Source organism: Pseudomonas sp. P4795 (assembly GCF_048822895.1).
Classification (GTDB): domain Bacteria; phylum Pseudomonadota; class Gammaproteobacteria; order Pseudomonadales; family Pseudomonadaceae; genus Aquipseudomonas.
On sequence record NZ_JBMFBT010000003.1, the window covers coordinates 683,671 to 697,894 of the forward strand.

A 14,224-nucleotide genomic window follows, 5' to 3' on the forward strand; every position below is an offset into this window, starting at 1 on the left:
ACCATGCTCACCCCAACCCGACTCTTCATCGCCCTGAGCTTTCTGGCGATTACATCCCAAGCCCAAGCCCAAGCCGCCTGCGTCACCAAGGATTTCAACGGCCAGTCCATGTCCCGCTGCAAAGCGTGGCCTACGTTCAACAACCACGCAATTTCTCTTAAGTCCACTTACGTGCCGGATTCCGGCAGCGACGATGCCGGCGTGTTTGATCTGGATCTGGCAATCATCGATTCCAGCAACTGGAAGACGCTGGCGACTTACACCAAGCCCGGGGCGTACAACTCCGATGCCATTGCGCTCGACAATCTGGTAATCGATACGGCTCGCTACAGGTTGGCGTCGGATGTTCGCGCATTCGGTTTGCGTTCTGAATTTCTGCACCGCTCTCACGCCATTCCTTACGAAAAAACCGATCTGGCACTCTTTGTTCGCGAAGGCAATAAACTGCGTCCGGTGCTCGAAGGGCTGGTGGTCTACAAGGACAATGGTGAGTGGATGGATGACTGCGTGGGTGGAAGCACGAAAGTGCGCAGAACCGTCGAAATAGCTTCAACCAGCCACAACGGTTTCGCCGACTTGATCGTTACATCCAGCGCTTCAAAGCTGAAAACTTTCAAATCCGGCAAAGAATGCCTGTCGAAAACCACCGACCTGAAGAAAACCCAAATCACCCTCAGCTACGACGGCACTCAATACCTCATCCCCGAAGACCTGCGAGGTTACTGATCCGATGCTCACCGGCCTCAACCACTTGACCCTCGCCGTCACCGATCTGAACCGCAGCCTCGCGTTCTACCGCGACGTGCTGCATCTGCGGGTTGAAGCCACGTGGGACGCCGGCGCTTATCTGTCGCTCCCGGGCCTGTGGTTGTGCCTGTCCCTCGATCCGAAGCGCGATCAACAACCCGCCGCCGACTACACGCATTACGCCTTCAGCCTCGGCGCAGCGGATTTCCCGTTGTTCGTACAGCAGCTACGTGCCGCGAACGTACGCGAATGGCGTGATAACCGCAGCGAAGGTGCGTCGTTCTACTTCCTCGACCCGGACGGGCACAAGCTCGAAGCGCATGTCGGTGACCTTGCGTCGCGGCTCGCCGCGTGTCGGCAAAAGCCCTACGCGGGCATGCGTTTTTTCGACGAGTCGTGATCAACCGCCAATCGCTGATATAGACTGGCCGCCACGTTTTCCGGCGCTTGCAGGTTGTCCATGACTCCATCGTTGCTACTGGCTGTGCTGGCCTCGGGTTTCATTTACGGCATCACGCCGGGACCGGGTGTGCTGGCGGTGTTCGGCATCGGTGCGGCGCGTGGCCGGCGGGCCGGGGCGGGGTTTCTCTGCGGGCATCTGCTCGGCGATGTGATCTGGTGCAGCACGGCGTTGATCGCGATTGTCGGCGCTAAAGAAATCGGCAGCACCGCGTTCGATGTGCTCGGCGTGCTCAGCGCGTTGTACCTGTTCTGGCTCGGCTGGCGCGCGGTACGCGCCAAACGCAGTAATAGTGAGCAGCCGCAGGGCGCGGCGCGGCAGCCGTTCTGGCACGGCATCCTTTTCGGCCTGACCAATCCCAAAGCGTACCCGGTGGCGGTGGCGACTTTTACCGCGCTGCTGTCGAGCCGCGCCGAACTGCTCAATTGGTCGATGCTGCCGATGCTGATCGCCCTGAGTTTCCTCGGCGGCGTGCTCGCCTACGCTATTCTGATCGGCATCGTCGGCGCGCGGCAGGTACGCACGTTGTACCAGCGGCATGAGCTGGCGATCACTCGCTTGTGCGGAGTGATGTTCATCGGGTTCGCGATCAACGCGCTGGTGCATGCGTTGCCCGGATTGCTACCGAACAAGGCTTGAACTCAATCGCAGGACGCGAAGTTGTCGGGGCAGGGATGGTTGCTCAGTGCTGCATTGTCCGGACACCCACGCTGAATCATGGAAAAGCGAAATTCCGCGCCGTTGGCGAGTTACCTCGACCTGTTGCTGGACGCCGTGTGTGCGGTGGACAAGCAGGGCCGCTTCGTTTTTGTCAGTGCGGCGTGCGAGCGAATTCTCGGCTACACGCCTGACGAACTGATCGGTCAGTCGATGATCGATTACGTGCACCCGGCCGACCGCGAGCGCACGTTGTCGGCGGCCAGCGACATCATGGGCGGCGAACCGAAACTCAATTTCGAGAACCGCTACCTGCGCAAGGACGGCGGCGTCGTGCATATTCTGTGGTCAGCGCGCTGGTCGGAGGTCGATCAACTGCGCATCGCCGTGGCCCGCGACATCACCGAGCGCAAGCTGGCGGAATCGCGCCAGGCCGCGCTGTATGCGATCTCCGAAGCGGCGCATGCGGCGGAGGATTTGCTCGCGCTGTTCAAGCGTATTCATCTGATCATCGGCGAATGGCTGCCGGCGCTGAATTTTTCCGTGGCGCTGTATGACGAACACTGCGCGCAGCTGAATTTTCCCTATCACGTCGATGACGATGAGTTGCAACCCGAGCAGCCCGGCACGGTGACGGGACGTCTGTGTTCGGAAGTGATTCGCAGCGGCCAGCCGATTCTGCTGACCCCGGATTGCCCACACACGCCTCCGGAATTCGAAGCACTGGTGGCCGGTCAGCAATCACCGTGCTGGCTCGGCGTGCCGCTCAACTCGAAAGACCGCACCATCGGCGCATTGATCGTCAAAAGCCTGGCCGGCGGCGAGCGCTACACCGAGCGCGACAAGGAACTGCTGCAATACGTCTGCGCCCAGGTCGCCACCGCCATCGAACGCCAACAGTTGCACGCGCGGCTGCGACGTATGGCGCAATACGATCAGCTCACGCAATTGCCCAACCGCGAACTGCTGCGCGACCGACTCAAGACTGCGCTGGCTGTCGCGCGCGAGCAGACCGGGCACATGGCGCTGTTGTACGTTGATCTGGACCGCTTCAAACAGGTCAATGACACCTTTGGTCACGCGGTCGGCGACATGTTGCTGCAGGCTGTCGCCAGTCGGCTCAAGGGTTGCGTGCGCGAAAGCGATACCGTCGCGCGCATTGGTGGCGACGAATTCGTCGTGCTGCTTCACAGCATCCACGCTGCCGAAGATGCCGACAACATCGCGGAAAAAATCCGACAGGTACTGGTGCAACCGCTGCGCCTGGATGGTCACAGTCTGCACATCGAACCAAGCATCGGCGTAGCTCGTTATCCGGAACATGGCCATCATGAGGAGCAACTGTTCCGTCATGCGGATCAGGCCATGTACGCCGCCAAACGCCTGAATCATCGAGCGCTGGGTATCTAGTCCGGGCGCGCCGTTCGTCGCAGCGCTGGCAATTTTTCTAAACCTTTGTCCGTCAGGAAATTCTCAATCTAGGCGGGCACCTGCTCGCGACGATCAATACCAAGAGGTAGAGAATCATGCCTAATTCAAGGAACTCGAACTCGGGAAACTTCGCCAACGATCGAACGAAGGCGTCTGAAGCCGGTCGCAAAGGTGGGAAAACCACCACAACGACGGTCGATAAAGAGCCTGCGAAAACAGAAACGGGCCGCAAGCCTGCTCAGAAATCGAAGTAGTCGGTGAAGGTTGTTTTGATTGAGAGGCGGGGGCGCAAGCTCCCGCTTGAATTCCGCTAGAAGGAGGGCGCGACCATGAGCCGGATGGCCACCCGAGTACGCAGCATCAGTTTTATCAGCCTGCTGGGATTGTTCGCCAGCAGCGCATTTGCCCAGTCGCCCGCCGACTTCATCAACGATGCCTCGGCCAAAGGCATGGCCGACATTGAAGCCAGTCGTTTGGCGCACGGGAAAACCGAATCCAGAGAGGTCAAGGATTACACCATCACCGTGATCAACGACCGCACCACGGCCAATCAGCATCTGGCGAAGATCGCCAAAAAGCTCGACTTGCCAGTTGCGCCGCGCGAAGTAGTCGCGGACAAAGCCAAAGAGTTGATGCCTGAGGTGAAAGACGGCGCGACGTTTGACCAGGCTTATGCAGCGAGTCAGGTGAAGGCTACCGAGGACGCTATCAAGCAAATCGAGCTGGAAGCGCAGACTACCGACGTGCCGGAGATCAAGGCGTTTGCTGATGAGACTTTGCCGAAATTGCAGAGTCATCTGGAAAAGGCCAAAGCGCTGCAAGCGAGTCGCTGATTTTGGGGGCTGTGCTTCTTACTGGGGAGAGTTCCAAATGTCGACATCGCAGGGTGGTTGAAAATTCTGTTCGCAAAATCACTCGGATCTTCAAAGGGCGTTAGCGTCGACTGTTTTGGCGCGGCAACTTTCTTTGTCTAGGTTTCCGTCTAGGATCAAACGGCAGTCAATTTGCCAGTATGTGATTCACGGATAGAAACCCAGTCAGAGGTCAGCCATGGAATTCTTCGAAAAGTTAGCCAGTCTTGCCGCCAAAATCCGCTTGCAGGGTGCTGCCATTCAAACGGAAGAAGCGACAAAAAATGCGTTTGTCATGCCCTTCATCAGCACTGTTTTGGGGTACGACGTTTTCGACCCTACAGAGGTGACCCCGGAATTCGTCTGTGACGTCGGCACCAAGAAAGGCGAGAAAATTGATTACGCCATCATGAAAGAAGGCGAAGTGCAGATCCTGATCGAGTGCAAAAAAATCGGCGAGCCACTGCACATCAATCATGCCTCCCAGTTGTTCCGATATTTTCATGTCACCAGTGCGCGTATATCGATTCTCACCAACGGCCAGGTCTACAAGTTCTTCACCGATCTGGATGCGCCGAACAAGATGGATGAAAAGCCGTTTCTGGAACTGGACCTTCTGGCTATCGACGAATACTCGGTTCCCGAGTTGATCAAACTTACCAAGTCTGCATTCGACGTTGACTCGATCATCAATGCTGCCGGGGAATTGAAGTACGTCAGTCAGATCAAGAAAGTCATCGCATCGCAGGTCACTAAGCCTGATGACGACTTCGTTAAAGTCTTCGCTTCCCGGGTTTACGACGGAGTAATCACGCAAAAGGTACGCGATCAGTTTCATGAGTTGACGAGGAAGGCTGTCGCGCAGTTCCTCAATGATCAAATTAATGAGCGCCTAAAATCGGCCATGAGTGGTTCGATCCAGCCTGCACCGGCATCGATTCCGAGTGCTGCAAACGGAACTGATCCGGCTGATCCTCGTGATGAGTCAGACGATAAGGTGCTGACGACTCTGGAAGAGCTGGAGGGGTATCACATTGTTCGCGCGGTGGTTCGATCAATAGTCGATGCCAAGCGTATCGTGCAGCGCGATACGCAGAGCTACTTCGGCATCCTGCTCGATGACAACAACCGTAAACCGATCTGCCGTCTGCACTTCAATCGTTCGCAGAAATACATAGGGATTTTCGACGAAGAAAAGAACGAAACCCGACATGCCATCAATTCGGTCGACGATATCTATGAGTATTCGGATCAATTGAAGAAAACCGTGGGCTATTACGACTGATCCAAGCGATGCGAAAAACCGGCTTGCGCCGGTTTTTTTATGGACGAAAAGCCACCACTCTTAAGTCGGATAGAGCATTGAACCGTAGTCAATGTATCGTAGTGGACGACTGTAAATAGTCCCGACAGGAGAACGCAATGACCTGGTCCGCCAAACAATACGTCGCTTTCGAAGATGAACGCACTCGCCCAGCGCGTGACTTGCTGGCGGCTATCCCCACGTCAGACGCACGCTCCGTGGTCGATATCGGTTGTGGCCCCGGTAACTCGACCGAGTTGCTGGTGCAGCGTTTTGCGGATGCGCGAGTGCAAGGGCTGGACAGTTCGCCGGACATGATCGAGGCAGCGCGCAAGCGGTTGCCGCAGTTGCATTTCGATGTGGCACAGATTGATCAGTGGGCGGAGGCCGGGCCGTTTGATGTGATCTTTGCCAATGCTGTTTTGCAGTGGGTGCCGGATCACGCGACATTGTTGCCGGCACTGGTGGAGAAGTTGGCGGCGGGTGGCAGTCTGGCGATTCAGATGCCCGATAACTTGAATGAGCCGTCGCATCGGTTGATGCGGGAAGTGGCGGCGAGCGGGCCGTGGGCCGGCAAACTTGCCGATGCGGCGGGGCAGCGAACGGAGATGGCCAGTGCCAGTGCTTACTTCTCGATGTTGCGAGCGCACTGTTCGCGGGTTGATGTGTGGCGTACGACTTATCACCATCAATTGGCGGGCGGAGCGGTCGGGGTTGTTGAATGGTTCAAGGGCAGCGGGTTGATTCCGTTCCTCAGCCCTCTGACGGAAGTGGAGCGCGAGGCGTATCTGGCGTTGTATCTGGAGGCGGTTGCCAAGGCTTATCCGGCGCTGGCAGATGGTTCGGTGCTTTTGCCGTTTCCGCGGTTGTTTATTGTGGCTACGCGCTAAATAACTGAAGCAAACCTTGTGGCGAGGGAGCTTGCTCCCGCCGGGTTGCGAAGCGACCCCAAAATCCTGGATCGGCTTCGCAATCCATCAACTCAGCGCTGAACCGCCACCAACATCATCATCGGCCGCTCACGCTCTTCCGCCAACGCCGGTTGCGCCGCCACCTCCGCATCACTCGGCCCCCACTCATCAACGTGACGAATGGAAAACCCTGCCGCGATCAACGAATTCAGCAGTGTGCCCATTGTGCGATGCTGCTTGATCACCCCGTCAGCCAACCAGTTAGTGACCCGCTCCCCTTCCATCTGATAGCTGTCCAGCGGCCAGCGCTTGCGACCTTCACCGTCGATCAGCCAACCCGGATTACGCGGCGCCATGAAGATCGGATGCTCAATTGAAAACACAAAATGCGCGCCCGGTTTAAGTGCTGCATACAGCTTGGCGAACAGCCCTGAAAGATCCTTGATGTAATGCAGCGCCAGCGAGCTGTAGGCCAGATCGAAAGTGCACGTAGGCAAATCGAGCTGTTCGAGGTCGGCACGTTCGTAGCGGATGTTCGCGGCTGACGTAGTTTCCCGCGCTCGTTCGAGCATTTTCTGCGAGACGTCCAGCCCCAGCACATCAGCAGCGCCTTGCTCGCTGGCCCAGCGGCAGAACCAGCCGTAACCGCAGCCCAGATCCACCACCCGCAAACCGTGCATGGAGGGCAGCAACGCCTTCAGCGCCGGCCATTCCGGCGCGGCGTCGAGGCCGCCGATGGAGCGGTTCATCTGGCTGTAGCCCTGGAAGAATTCGGGATCGTCGTAGATGTTTTGAGTCATGGGGAGATGCTAGCGGGTCGTGAGCCGGGAGAGAACAGGTTGAATGTTGGGGATGTGTAATTGCTGTATTTCGATTCGGGATGTTTAACGCGTGTTTCGAATTTGCCGAACCTTCCCACAATGTTTTCAGGTTGTCCGTCGGAAGCGCGGTCTCTAGCCTGTGTGGGTCGCTGCCAAATCAGCGATCGGGATTGGAACCCTGAGGCTCTACTGACTGCAAATGCACTTTTCATGACGTATGCTTGCGCGCCTTGATGGTGTGCACTCCGTTATGGCGGCTGTGCGCGGGAGACTTCGAGTCTGTCGGGTTTTGCTCAGTGGCCCGGGTTCCAACCTGCGCACAGCTGCCACCTCTTCGCGTGGAACCGAAAGGGTCAGCTCCAACCATCACGCTGAGTATCAAAATCATGATCAAACCAACACCGAATCCACCCGAGTTCGAAACCGACCCAACATCCCCATACGCGTCCATCGACTCCAGAAAACTCCACGAAGCCGCCGACCGCGCCCTCGATCATTACCTCTGCCCCGGCGCCCACGTCATGGGCACCAGCAACGAACCCGCGCCGATGTACTTCGCCAACCCGGCGTGCGACACCGAATCCCTGCTCGCCAACGCCAGCGAATCACTCGGTTCAGCCACCGAGATGCTCTACAACTTCGCCGCAGTGCTCGACCCCGCCCACCGCAAAACCGCGCTGGGCATTGCGCAGGTGGTCATGCTCGGAGGGCTGGCGGTGAATCAGGCACTGGATAACGTTGAGCTGAAGGCTTGAGCACTTCGTAAGCGTTTTCCGCAGGCATAAAAAAACCGGTCATCACGACCGGTTTTTTACATTCGCCTTCAACCTTGCTGCAAAACCTTGAGCGCCGCCGAAGCCAAAAATCCGGAGCGGCTTTTCTCCTCAGGGTGATGCAACACGTATTCATCGATCCGGTTTAGCAGATAACCCGGCAACGTGATGTTGAGCTTCTGGGCTTTGCCCAAGTACTTGGTCACGTCGATATCCACCACGGCCCACGTGCAACCGGCGTATTTGGGATTGGCCGCATGCAGCGTGACCTTGTTGGCCGGTGGGATCGGCGAACCGTCCTCTGCCAGAATCTCGAAATGTCCTTCAATGGCTTCACGGGCCATGGCCATCGCATCGTCCAGATCATCCCCGGCGGAGAAGCAGCCCGGAATATCCGGCACCTCCACTCCCCAGGCGTGTCTTTCGTCACCTAGTGAAATCGCGATTGGGTAAAGCATGTGTGTTGTCCTCCTGGACGCTGCTGCCCTAACGAGTCAAAGCAACGCCTGCTGCAAAATACTGATGGCCGTTTTCTTCAGCAGATCTTTTTTCGGATGAGGCACCGTCACCAAGCCGGGCTTGGTCGGGTGCTTGAAGTGGTGATGGCTGCCTCTGATCCGTACCAGAAACCAACCGTCTGCGACGAGCTGGCCAATTAGAAAACGGCTATTCACAACACCTCCTTGTGGTGCGCTTGGTGGGTACTATACCCACGATTGTTTTTTGATCAACACTATAACCACCGAACGGTCATCATCCTTTGATGGCGCCGGAGGGGCAGATTCAATTCTAGGCAGGGATGACTCGCCAGGATCTGGAGTGTATTGCGGGCCGTTGCCGCAGGCTTATCTGGCCGGCGCTAATTCCAATATTTTGGGGCTTATCGAGAGAATGTCGTGATAACCCACAATTAAAGGGAATTAGGCGCAGTTGTGGTGGGGCTCGTTCCAGGCAAATCCAATTGTGCTCTGATCACCGTCCTCGATTCCTCTCAAACCCCAGACACAAAAAAACCGGCCATCAAGACCGGTTTTTTGTACTTGCGCATCCCCCGTCAAACCACAACGCAGGACAAATATTCGATTGGAGCGGGTGAAGGGAATCGAACCCTCGTTATCAGCTTGGGAAGCTGGAGTAATGCCATTATACGACACCCGCTCAGAGCGGCTGACTTTGTACCAGACTCGGCCACGGATGAGAAGTTTTCTTTGCGCCGACGCGCTGCAAAAGCCTGAATCAGAGCCAAAACGGTCAATCGCCAGCAAGCACTGCGGACTGGGAGTCGATGGAAACTCAGTCCCGCAGGCTTGCTCGCGCTGACACTCTTTCAAATAGCCAATGCATGGTGATCCTGAACAAACTGGTAACGCGTTCGGCTGGCTTGCGGTGCTGGTTTCAGAAAGCCGAGCACGGCTTTCTGGCTGTCGCGGCAGGCCGATTTGTGTTCCATGTCGAGAAAGTGCCCGGTGGCCTGCAGCGTGGTAAAGGTGCTTTGCGCCACGTGGTTGCCGAACAGGCGGGCGTCGGTGGCGGCGGTGTATTCGTCCCATTCGCCGTTGACGAACAGTACCGGCACGTTGATCTTCTGCGCGGCTTTCAAATAGCACTGCCGATCGCTGTGCAGCACGTCGCTGATGTGGAAGTGCATCTGCCCGTATTCGTGCTCGGCCAGGCTGCTGACGTGACGATAGTTGAAGCGCTTGAACAGCGACGGCAGGTGCTTGCCGATGGTGCTGTTGACGAGTTCGCCGACCCGGTCGCCGTCGCGTTTGCCGAGGTAATCAACGCCGCGTTCGAGGTAGTCGAGCATGTGCGCGTTGATTACCGGTGAGAACGAGCTGATCACGGCTTTTTCGATGCGTCGTGGCTGGTGCGCCAGCGCGACCAGCGTGGCGGCGCCACCCCATGAGAACGACAAAACGTGTTCGGCGGCGAAGTGGTCGATCAGCTCGAGCAGGATCTGCCCTTCGACGTCTTTGGTCAGATGTTTCTCATGGCGATTGTGGACTTTCGACTTGCCCGCGTAGGGCTGGTCGTAGCAGACCACGTTGAATTGCGGGTGCAGATTTTTCACGGTTTGTGCAAACGACGCAGTCGTGGCCATCGAGCCGTTGACCAGAATAATGGTCTTTTCTGCGGCGTCTGCGCGATAGAACTCCGTGTAAACCCGATACTGACCCTGTATATCCAGCACAGCGATTTCTGGCCTCATGTCATAAGACTCCTGGCAAGCAAGCGGGTATGCGCGCAAATAGAGATTGCACGAGCTTTGTGACAGGTAGGCATACGCCTTGAATTTTGCAGGCCCATGTCGATCCGGTAATGCAGGTCGACGGGTATTGTTATTGGCGGGCAGTCTGCCGGCTGAGGCGCAGCCTTGAGGGCTGTCTACCGGCAAAAAATTTCTTGGATGTACGTTGTGACTCATCGGTCACAATCTGGCCGACGTCCTGATTCAAGCAGGGAGAGTCGGATCGCGCAAGTGCGTTTGGAGAATTGTTCGACAACTTCTGCTGAGCGGTCGGCTGCTTAGAACAAATGGATCTCTTCGGTGCGCAAAGCGCGGTACTCGCCCGGTTTTAGCGCGTTATCCAGATGCAGCAGGCCCATGGATTCACGGTGCAGGTGCAGCACTTTGTTGTCGAAGTGGCCGAACATGCGCTTCACCTGGTGGTAGCGGCCCTCGACGATGCTTAGCCGCGCCGTTTTCGGGCCGAGGATTTCCAACTGCGCCGGTTGCGTGGTCAGGTCTTCGAAGGCGAAATAAATGCCCTCGGCGAATTTGCTCGCATATTCCGCGCCGATCTCCTGCTCGGTTTCGACGTAGTAGACCTTTGGCAGTTTGGTCTGCGGCTGAGTGAGTCGCCGCGACCACGCGCCGTCGTTGGTGATCAGCATCAGCCCGGTGGTGTTGAAATCCAGACGTCCGGCGATGTGCAGGTCTTCCTTACCCGGCTCATTGATCAAATCGAGCACGGTCGGATGCTGGGGATCGAGCGTGGCGCTGACGCAGCCGGGCGGTTTGTGCAGCATGAAGTAACGCGCCGGTTTGCCGGTTTGCAGCACTTCGTCGTCGACCTCGACACGGCTGAACTCCAGCACGTCGCTGTGCGGGTCGCTGACGATTTTTCCGTCAACGCGCACACGCTTTTCCACCAGCAACAGGCGCACCTGCTTACGGTTGTAGCGGGGCAGGTTGCTGAGGAAACGGTCGACGCGCATGGTCAGGAATCGGCGGACAAAGGGCCGCGCATGTTACGGGATCGGCGGTTTTGCTGCTTGTAGTTGCGCCTCGACCTGAGCGCAACGCGGGCACAGGCAGGATTTGTCGCGCAGTTGCGCGGGCAGCGCTTCGAGCACAGCCGGGTCGATCGAAACGCCGTAGCACCAGCAGGCGCGATCTGCGGTGCGCGGATCGGCAAGGGTGCAGTCGTTGCGTGCACCACAGGCGGGGCAGAGGTTGGCTTGGGTCATATTTAGATCAGTCGACTGAGGCGTTGCATGCATGATCGACCCGCACTCTGGACAGCGCAAGCGGTTGCCGGCCGGCCAGCACTAATCCATCGCCGGGCGGCGCCATCTGCGGATGAACAAGGTTTCATTAATCACTTGTTTCAACTTGTTACGGAAACGCACCAGATTCCGAAAACGCTGTCAGATATTGCGTCAGTCACCGAATAGTCGACTGACGCCTGCCAGCGTCGCTGGTGTGGCTACCCGCGGTCCAGGAGGCCGCCATGTATCGCCGAATCTTTCTGTTTGCCGTGATGCTGTTTTCCCTCAGTGGCTGCGCCCCGTATTCCTACGCAGACACCTACTACAGGTCAGAGGTTTACACATCACCCGCGCCGGTCTACTACGGCGGTGGTGGAAATTATTACAGCGGCGGCCGCAGCACTTACTACTCGGCCCCGCGCTATTACCAGCCTGCACCACGTTATTACCAACCGGCTCCGCGTTATTACTCGGCGCCACGTTACTACCAACCAGCACCGCGCCATTACGATAATCGGCGCTGGCACGGTAACGATCGCGGACGCTGGGAGGGGCATCGCGGCAACGGATGGGACAACCAACGCGGCCGGGGCGACTACAACCGTCACAGCGGTCGCGGTGATCACAACGGTCGTGGTAACCGCTGGTAACCAACCACAAAAAAGCGGCGCATTGAGCGCCGTTTTTTTTGTGTTTGAATTTTAGTAACTGGAGAGATCCGCCAACGGATGCCGCCCCTCCCAAACCTTATGAAAATGCGCCTCGACTACCGCGTCCGGCACATGTGCAATCTCTGGCCAATGCCAGTGCGGTTTCTGATCCTTGTCGATCAAACGCGCACGAACCCCTTCGCTGAATTCCGGATGCCGGCAGCAATTGAGGCTCAGGGTGTATTCCATCTGAAAAACTTCGGCCAGCGACAAATGCCGGGCACGTTTGATCTGTTCCCAGACCAGATGCGCAGTCAGCGGCGAGCCTTCGCTCATGGTCTTCGCTGCACGGGCGATCAGCAGATCGCTGCTGTCGCGCTGCAGGGCGATGGCCTTCCAGGCACAGGTTACATCGCTGACATCCAGCAACTCATCAATGTGCTGACGACGCGGCAGCCATTGTGCTTCGGGCATCTGCGCCACCGCCTCCTGTTGCAGGGCCTTGAGCAGACTGTTGAGCTGCATTTCGGTCTGCTCCTGCCAATTCAGCTGCAGTAAACCCTCAATCAGATCCGGTTGCTGCTCATCGAGCAGAAAGCGATCCGCCAGATCCAGATCAATCGCATCGCGACCATTGATGTGCGCGCCGGTCAAACCCAGAAACACCCCGAGCTTGCCCGGCAGCCGCGACAGAAACCAACTGGCGCCGACATCCGGGTACAGACCGATGGAGATCTCGGGCATCGCCAAGCGGCTGCTCGGCGTGACGATCCGCGTGCTCGCGCCTTGCAGCAAACCCATGCCGCCGCCGAGCACGTAACCGTGGCCCCAGCAGATCAATGGTTTTGGATAAGTGTGCAAGCTGTAGTCCAAACGGTATTCCGCGCTGAAGAATTGCGCAGCCAGCGGCGGCACTTCGCCGGGATGCGCACGGCAGGCCTCCACCAGACTGCGCACTTCGCCGCCAGCGCAGAAAGCTTTGGCGCCGTTGCCGCGCAACAGCACGCAGACGATTTGTTCATCCTTGGCCCACGCGTTGAGTTTGTCGCTCAGCGCGTTGATCATCGGCAGGGACAGCGCATTCAGCGACTTTTCGGCATCCAGACTGGCCACGCCGATGCGTGCGCCGTCGGTGCCGGTGAGTTCTTCGAAGTGCAGATTCATCGTGACCTCGATCGGGAATTTGAACGATCAGTATGATCGCAGTGTAGGAAAGTGCCGGATCTGCGTCAGATCAATTGACAAGCAGAGGCGGGTTTCCTAGGGTTCGCCCCATTGATTTTGCCGGAAATGACCATGACTGCTGACGACCGTATCAAACTCGAACCGAGCTGGAAGGAGGCACTGCGTGCTGAGTTCGACCAGCCGTACATGGCAGAGTTGCGCAATTTTCTGCAGCAGGAGCGGGCGGCCGGCAAGGAAATCTATCCGCCGGGACCGATGATTTTCAATGCGCTGAATTCGACGCCGCTGGATAAAGTCAAAGTCGTCATCCTCGGCCAAGACCCATATCACGGCCCGGGACAGGCGCATGGTTTGTGCTTCTCGGTGCAACCGGGTGTGCCGACGCCGCCGTCGTTGGTCAACATCTATAAAGAGTTGAAACGCGACCTGAACATCGACATTCCCAACCACGGCTATCTGCAGAGCTGGGCCGAGCAGGGCGTGCTGATGCTCAACACCACCATGACCGTCGAGCGCGCCAACGCCAACGCGCACAAGGATAAGGGCTGGCAGTTTTTCACCGACCGGATCATTGAAGTGGTCAGTCGCGAGCAGCCGCACCTGGTGTTCATGCTCTGGGGCGCGCATGCGCAGAGCAAGCAGAAGCTGATCGATGCGACCAAGCATCTGGTGCTGACGTCGGTGCATCCGTCGCCGCTGTCGGCTTATCGTGGCTTCCTCGGGTGCGGGCACTTCAGCCGCACCAACAAGTTTCTTGAGCAGAATGGCGAGACGCCGATTGAGTGGCGTCTTCCGCCGATTTGATGTGGGTCTGAAGGGCCTCATCGCTGGCAAGCCAGCTCCCACAAGGTTAGGGGGGAATACATAATTGTGGCATCCCCCAAACCTGTGGGAGCTGCGGTGCGACGATTCGACTTGCCAGCGATGAAGTTCACTCGGT

Annotated in this window: 18 protein-coding genes and 1 tRNA gene; 11 read left to right on the top strand and 8 right to left on the bottom strand. The window is 57.6% G+C overall.

What is annotated here, in order from left to right:
- The first annotated feature begins 3 nt into the window (after positions 1 to 3).
- The 8 genes from ACOI8A_RS11790 to tam all read left to right on the top strand — a co-directional run bounded on the left by ACOI8A_RS11790 (position 4) and on the right by tam (position 6,339).
- The gene (locus tag ACOI8A_RS11790; protein WP_420648140.1) at positions 4 to 726 is read left to right on the top strand and encodes a hypothetical protein; all 723 of its coding nucleotides are present in this window, start codon (positions 4 to 6) and stop codon (positions 724 to 726) included.
- Positions 727 to 730: 4 nt separating this feature from the next.
- On the top strand, positions 731 to 1,147 hold the full coding sequence (fos, locus tag ACOI8A_RS11795; RefSeq protein ID WP_420648139.1) for a fosfomycin resistance glutathione transferase: 417 nt from the start codon (positions 731 to 733) through the stop codon (positions 1,145 to 1,147).
- Between the two features lie 60 nt (positions 1,148 to 1,207).
- Positions 1,208 to 1,846 (top strand): LysE family translocator, encoded by a 639-nt coding sequence (locus ACOI8A_RS11800; RefSeq protein ID WP_420648138.1) that lies wholly within the window; start codon positions 1,208 to 1,210, stop codon positions 1,844 to 1,846.
- A 78-nt stretch (positions 1,847 to 1,924) separates the two neighbouring features.
- Positions 1,925 to 3,274 (top strand): diguanylate cyclase domain-containing protein, encoded by a 1,350-nt coding sequence (locus ACOI8A_RS11805; RefSeq protein ID WP_420648137.1) that lies wholly within the window; start codon positions 1,925 to 1,927, stop codon positions 3,272 to 3,274.
- 116 nt (positions 3,275 to 3,390) lie between these two features.
- The gene (locus ACOI8A_RS11810) at positions 3,391 to 3,549 is read left to right on the top strand and encodes a KGG domain-containing protein (protein WP_080762009.1); all 159 of its coding nucleotides are present in this window, start codon (positions 3,391 to 3,393) and stop codon (positions 3,547 to 3,549) included.
- Between the two features lie 75 nt (positions 3,550 to 3,624).
- Positions 3,625 to 4,128, top strand: a complete 504-nt coding sequence (locus ACOI8A_RS11815) for a DUF4142 domain-containing protein (RefSeq protein ID WP_420648136.1) — start codon at positions 3,625 to 3,627, stop codon at positions 4,126 to 4,128.
- 217 nt (positions 4,129 to 4,345) lie between these two features.
- A complete protein-coding gene (locus ACOI8A_RS11820) occupies positions 4,346 to 5,431 on the top strand; it encodes a type I restriction endonuclease (protein WP_420648135.1) in 1,086 nt (361 codons plus the stop codon).
- Between the two features lie 137 nt (positions 5,432 to 5,568).
- Entirely contained in the window at positions 5,569 to 6,339 is a 771-nt protein-coding gene (tam, locus tag ACOI8A_RS11825; RefSeq protein ID WP_420648134.1) for a trans-aconitate 2-methyltransferase, read from the top strand.
- Between the two features lie 92 nt (positions 6,340 to 6,431).
- On the opposite strand, the gene ACOI8A_RS11830 is transcribed toward tam, so the two are convergent.
- Positions 6,432 to 7,160 (bottom strand): class I SAM-dependent methyltransferase, encoded by a 729-nt coding sequence (locus tag ACOI8A_RS11830; protein WP_420648133.1) that lies wholly within the window; start codon positions 7,158 to 7,160, stop codon positions 6,432 to 6,434.
- A 407-nt stretch (positions 7,161 to 7,567) separates the two neighbouring features.
- On the opposite strand from ACOI8A_RS11830, the gene ACOI8A_RS11835 reads away from it, so the two are divergent.
- Positions 7,568 to 7,936: a DUF6124 family protein gene (locus tag ACOI8A_RS11835; protein ID WP_420648132.1), complete on the top strand. Its 369-nt coding sequence runs from the start codon at positions 7,568 to 7,570 to the stop codon at positions 7,934 to 7,936.
- 68 nt (positions 7,937 to 8,004) lie between these two features.
- On the opposite strand, the gene ACOI8A_RS11840 is transcribed toward ACOI8A_RS11835, so the two are convergent.
- From ACOI8A_RS11840 to ACOI8A_RS11865, 6 genes are all read right to left on the bottom strand, one after another.
- Positions 8,005 to 8,412, bottom strand: a complete 408-nt coding sequence (locus tag ACOI8A_RS11840; protein WP_420648131.1) for a type II toxin-antitoxin system HicB family antitoxin — start codon at positions 8,410 to 8,412, stop codon at positions 8,005 to 8,007.
- Positions 8,413 to 8,448: 36 nt separating this feature from the next.
- Positions 8,449 to 8,628: a type II toxin-antitoxin system HicA family toxin gene (locus tag ACOI8A_RS11845; protein ID WP_420648130.1), complete on the bottom strand. Its 180-nt coding sequence runs from the start codon at positions 8,626 to 8,628 to the stop codon at positions 8,449 to 8,451.
- A 410-nt stretch (positions 8,629 to 9,038) separates the two neighbouring features.
- Positions 9,039 to 9,112 (bottom strand) — tRNA-Gly (locus tag ACOI8A_RS11850).
- A gap of 169 nt (positions 9,113 to 9,281) precedes the next feature.
- Positions 9,282 to 10,166, bottom strand: a complete 885-nt coding sequence (locus ACOI8A_RS11855; protein ID WP_420648129.1) for an alpha/beta fold hydrolase — start codon at positions 10,164 to 10,166, stop codon at positions 9,282 to 9,284.
- Between the two features lie 317 nt (positions 10,167 to 10,483).
- Positions 10,484 to 11,176: a pseudouridine synthase gene (locus tag ACOI8A_RS11860; RefSeq protein ID WP_420648128.1), complete on the bottom strand. Its 693-nt coding sequence runs from the start codon at positions 11,174 to 11,176 to the stop codon at positions 10,484 to 10,486.
- Positions 11,177 to 11,209: 33 nt separating this feature from the next.
- Positions 11,210 to 11,428 carry a cysteine-rich CWC family protein gene (locus ACOI8A_RS11865; RefSeq protein WP_420648127.1) on the bottom strand — a complete coding sequence of 73 codons (219 nt, stop codon included), beginning with the start codon at positions 11,426 to 11,428 and terminating at the stop codon, positions 11,210 to 11,212.
- A 263-nt stretch (positions 11,429 to 11,691) separates the two neighbouring features.
- Here ACOI8A_RS11865 and ACOI8A_RS11870 point away from each other — a divergent pair, with 263 nt between their 5' ends.
- Complete coding sequence (locus ACOI8A_RS11870; RefSeq protein ID WP_420648126.1) at positions 11,692 to 12,099, top strand: hypothetical protein; 408 nt, start codon at positions 11,692 to 11,694, stop codon at positions 12,097 to 12,099.
- A 51-nt stretch (positions 12,100 to 12,150) separates the two neighbouring features.
- On the opposite strand, the gene ACOI8A_RS11875 is transcribed toward ACOI8A_RS11870, so the two are convergent.
- Complete coding sequence (locus ACOI8A_RS11875; protein WP_420648125.1) at positions 12,151 to 13,263, bottom strand: enoyl-CoA hydratase/isomerase family protein; 1,113 nt, start codon at positions 13,261 to 13,263, stop codon at positions 12,151 to 12,153.
- A gap of 132 nt (positions 13,264 to 13,395) precedes the next feature.
- On the opposite strand from ACOI8A_RS11875, the gene ung reads away from it, so the two are divergent.
- Complete coding sequence (ung, locus tag ACOI8A_RS11880) at positions 13,396 to 14,088, top strand: uracil-DNA glycosylase (RefSeq protein ID WP_420648124.1); 693 nt, start codon at positions 13,396 to 13,398, stop codon at positions 14,086 to 14,088.
- Positions 14,089 to 14,224 lie beyond the last annotated feature (136 nt).

Bases quoted from the DNA above. Each gene is read 5' to 3' on its own strand.
- ACOI8A_RS11820 (WP_420648135.1), top strand. From the start codon at position 4,346: ATGGAATTCTTCGAAAAGTTAGCCAGTCTTGCCGCCAAAATCCGCTTG.
- ACOI8A_RS11810 (WP_080762009.1), top strand. From the start codon at position 3,391: ATGCCTAATTCAAGGAACTCGAACTCGGGAAACTTCGCCAACGATCGA.
- ACOI8A_RS11835 (WP_420648132.1), top strand. From the start codon at position 7,568: ATGATCAAACCAACACCGAATCCACCCGAGTTCGAAACCGACCCAACA.
- ACOI8A_RS11860 (WP_420648128.1), bottom strand. From the start codon at position 11,176: ATGCGCGTCGACCGTTTCCTCAGCAACCTGCCCCGCTACAACCGTAAG.
- fos (WP_420648139.1), top strand. From the start codon at position 731: ATGCTCACCGGCCTCAACCACTTGACCCTCGCCGTCACCGATCTGAAC.
- ACOI8A_RS11855 (WP_420648129.1), bottom strand. From the start codon at position 10,166: ATGAGGCCAGAAATCGCTGTGCTGGATATACAGGGTCAGTATCGGGTT.
- ACOI8A_RS11805 (WP_420648137.1), top strand. From the start codon at position 1,925: ATGGAAAAGCGAAATTCCGCGCCGTTGGCGAGTTACCTCGACCTGTTG.
- tam (WP_420648134.1), top strand. From the start codon at position 5,569: ATGACCTGGTCCGCCAAACAATACGTCGCTTTCGAAGATGAACGCACT.
- ACOI8A_RS11830 (WP_420648133.1), bottom strand. From the start codon at position 7,160: ATGACTCAAAACATCTACGACGATCCCGAATTCTTCCAGGGCTACAGC.
- ACOI8A_RS11870 (WP_420648126.1), top strand. From the start codon at position 11,692: ATGTATCGCCGAATCTTTCTGTTTGCCGTGATGCTGTTTTCCCTCAGT.
- ACOI8A_RS11840 (WP_420648131.1), bottom strand. From the start codon at position 8,412: ATGCTTTACCCAATCGCGATTTCACTAGGTGACGAAAGACACGCCTGG.
- ung (WP_420648124.1), top strand. From the start codon at position 13,396: ATGACTGCTGACGACCGTATCAAACTCGAACCGAGCTGGAAGGAGGCA.
- ACOI8A_RS11875 (WP_420648125.1), bottom strand. From the start codon at position 13,263: ATGAATCTGCACTTCGAAGAACTCACCGGCACCGACGGCGCACGCATC.
- ACOI8A_RS11815 (WP_420648136.1), top strand. From the start codon at position 3,625: ATGAGCCGGATGGCCACCCGAGTACGCAGCATCAGTTTTATCAGCCTG.
- ACOI8A_RS11865 (WP_420648127.1), bottom strand. From the start codon at position 11,428: ATGACCCAAGCCAACCTCTGCCCCGCCTGTGGTGCACGCAACGACTGC.
- ACOI8A_RS11790 (WP_420648140.1), top strand. From the start codon at position 4: ATGCTCACCCCAACCCGACTCTTCATCGCCCTGAGCTTTCTGGCGATT.
- ACOI8A_RS11800 (WP_420648138.1), top strand. From the start codon at position 1,208: ATGACTCCATCGTTGCTACTGGCTGTGCTGGCCTCGGGTTTCATTTAC.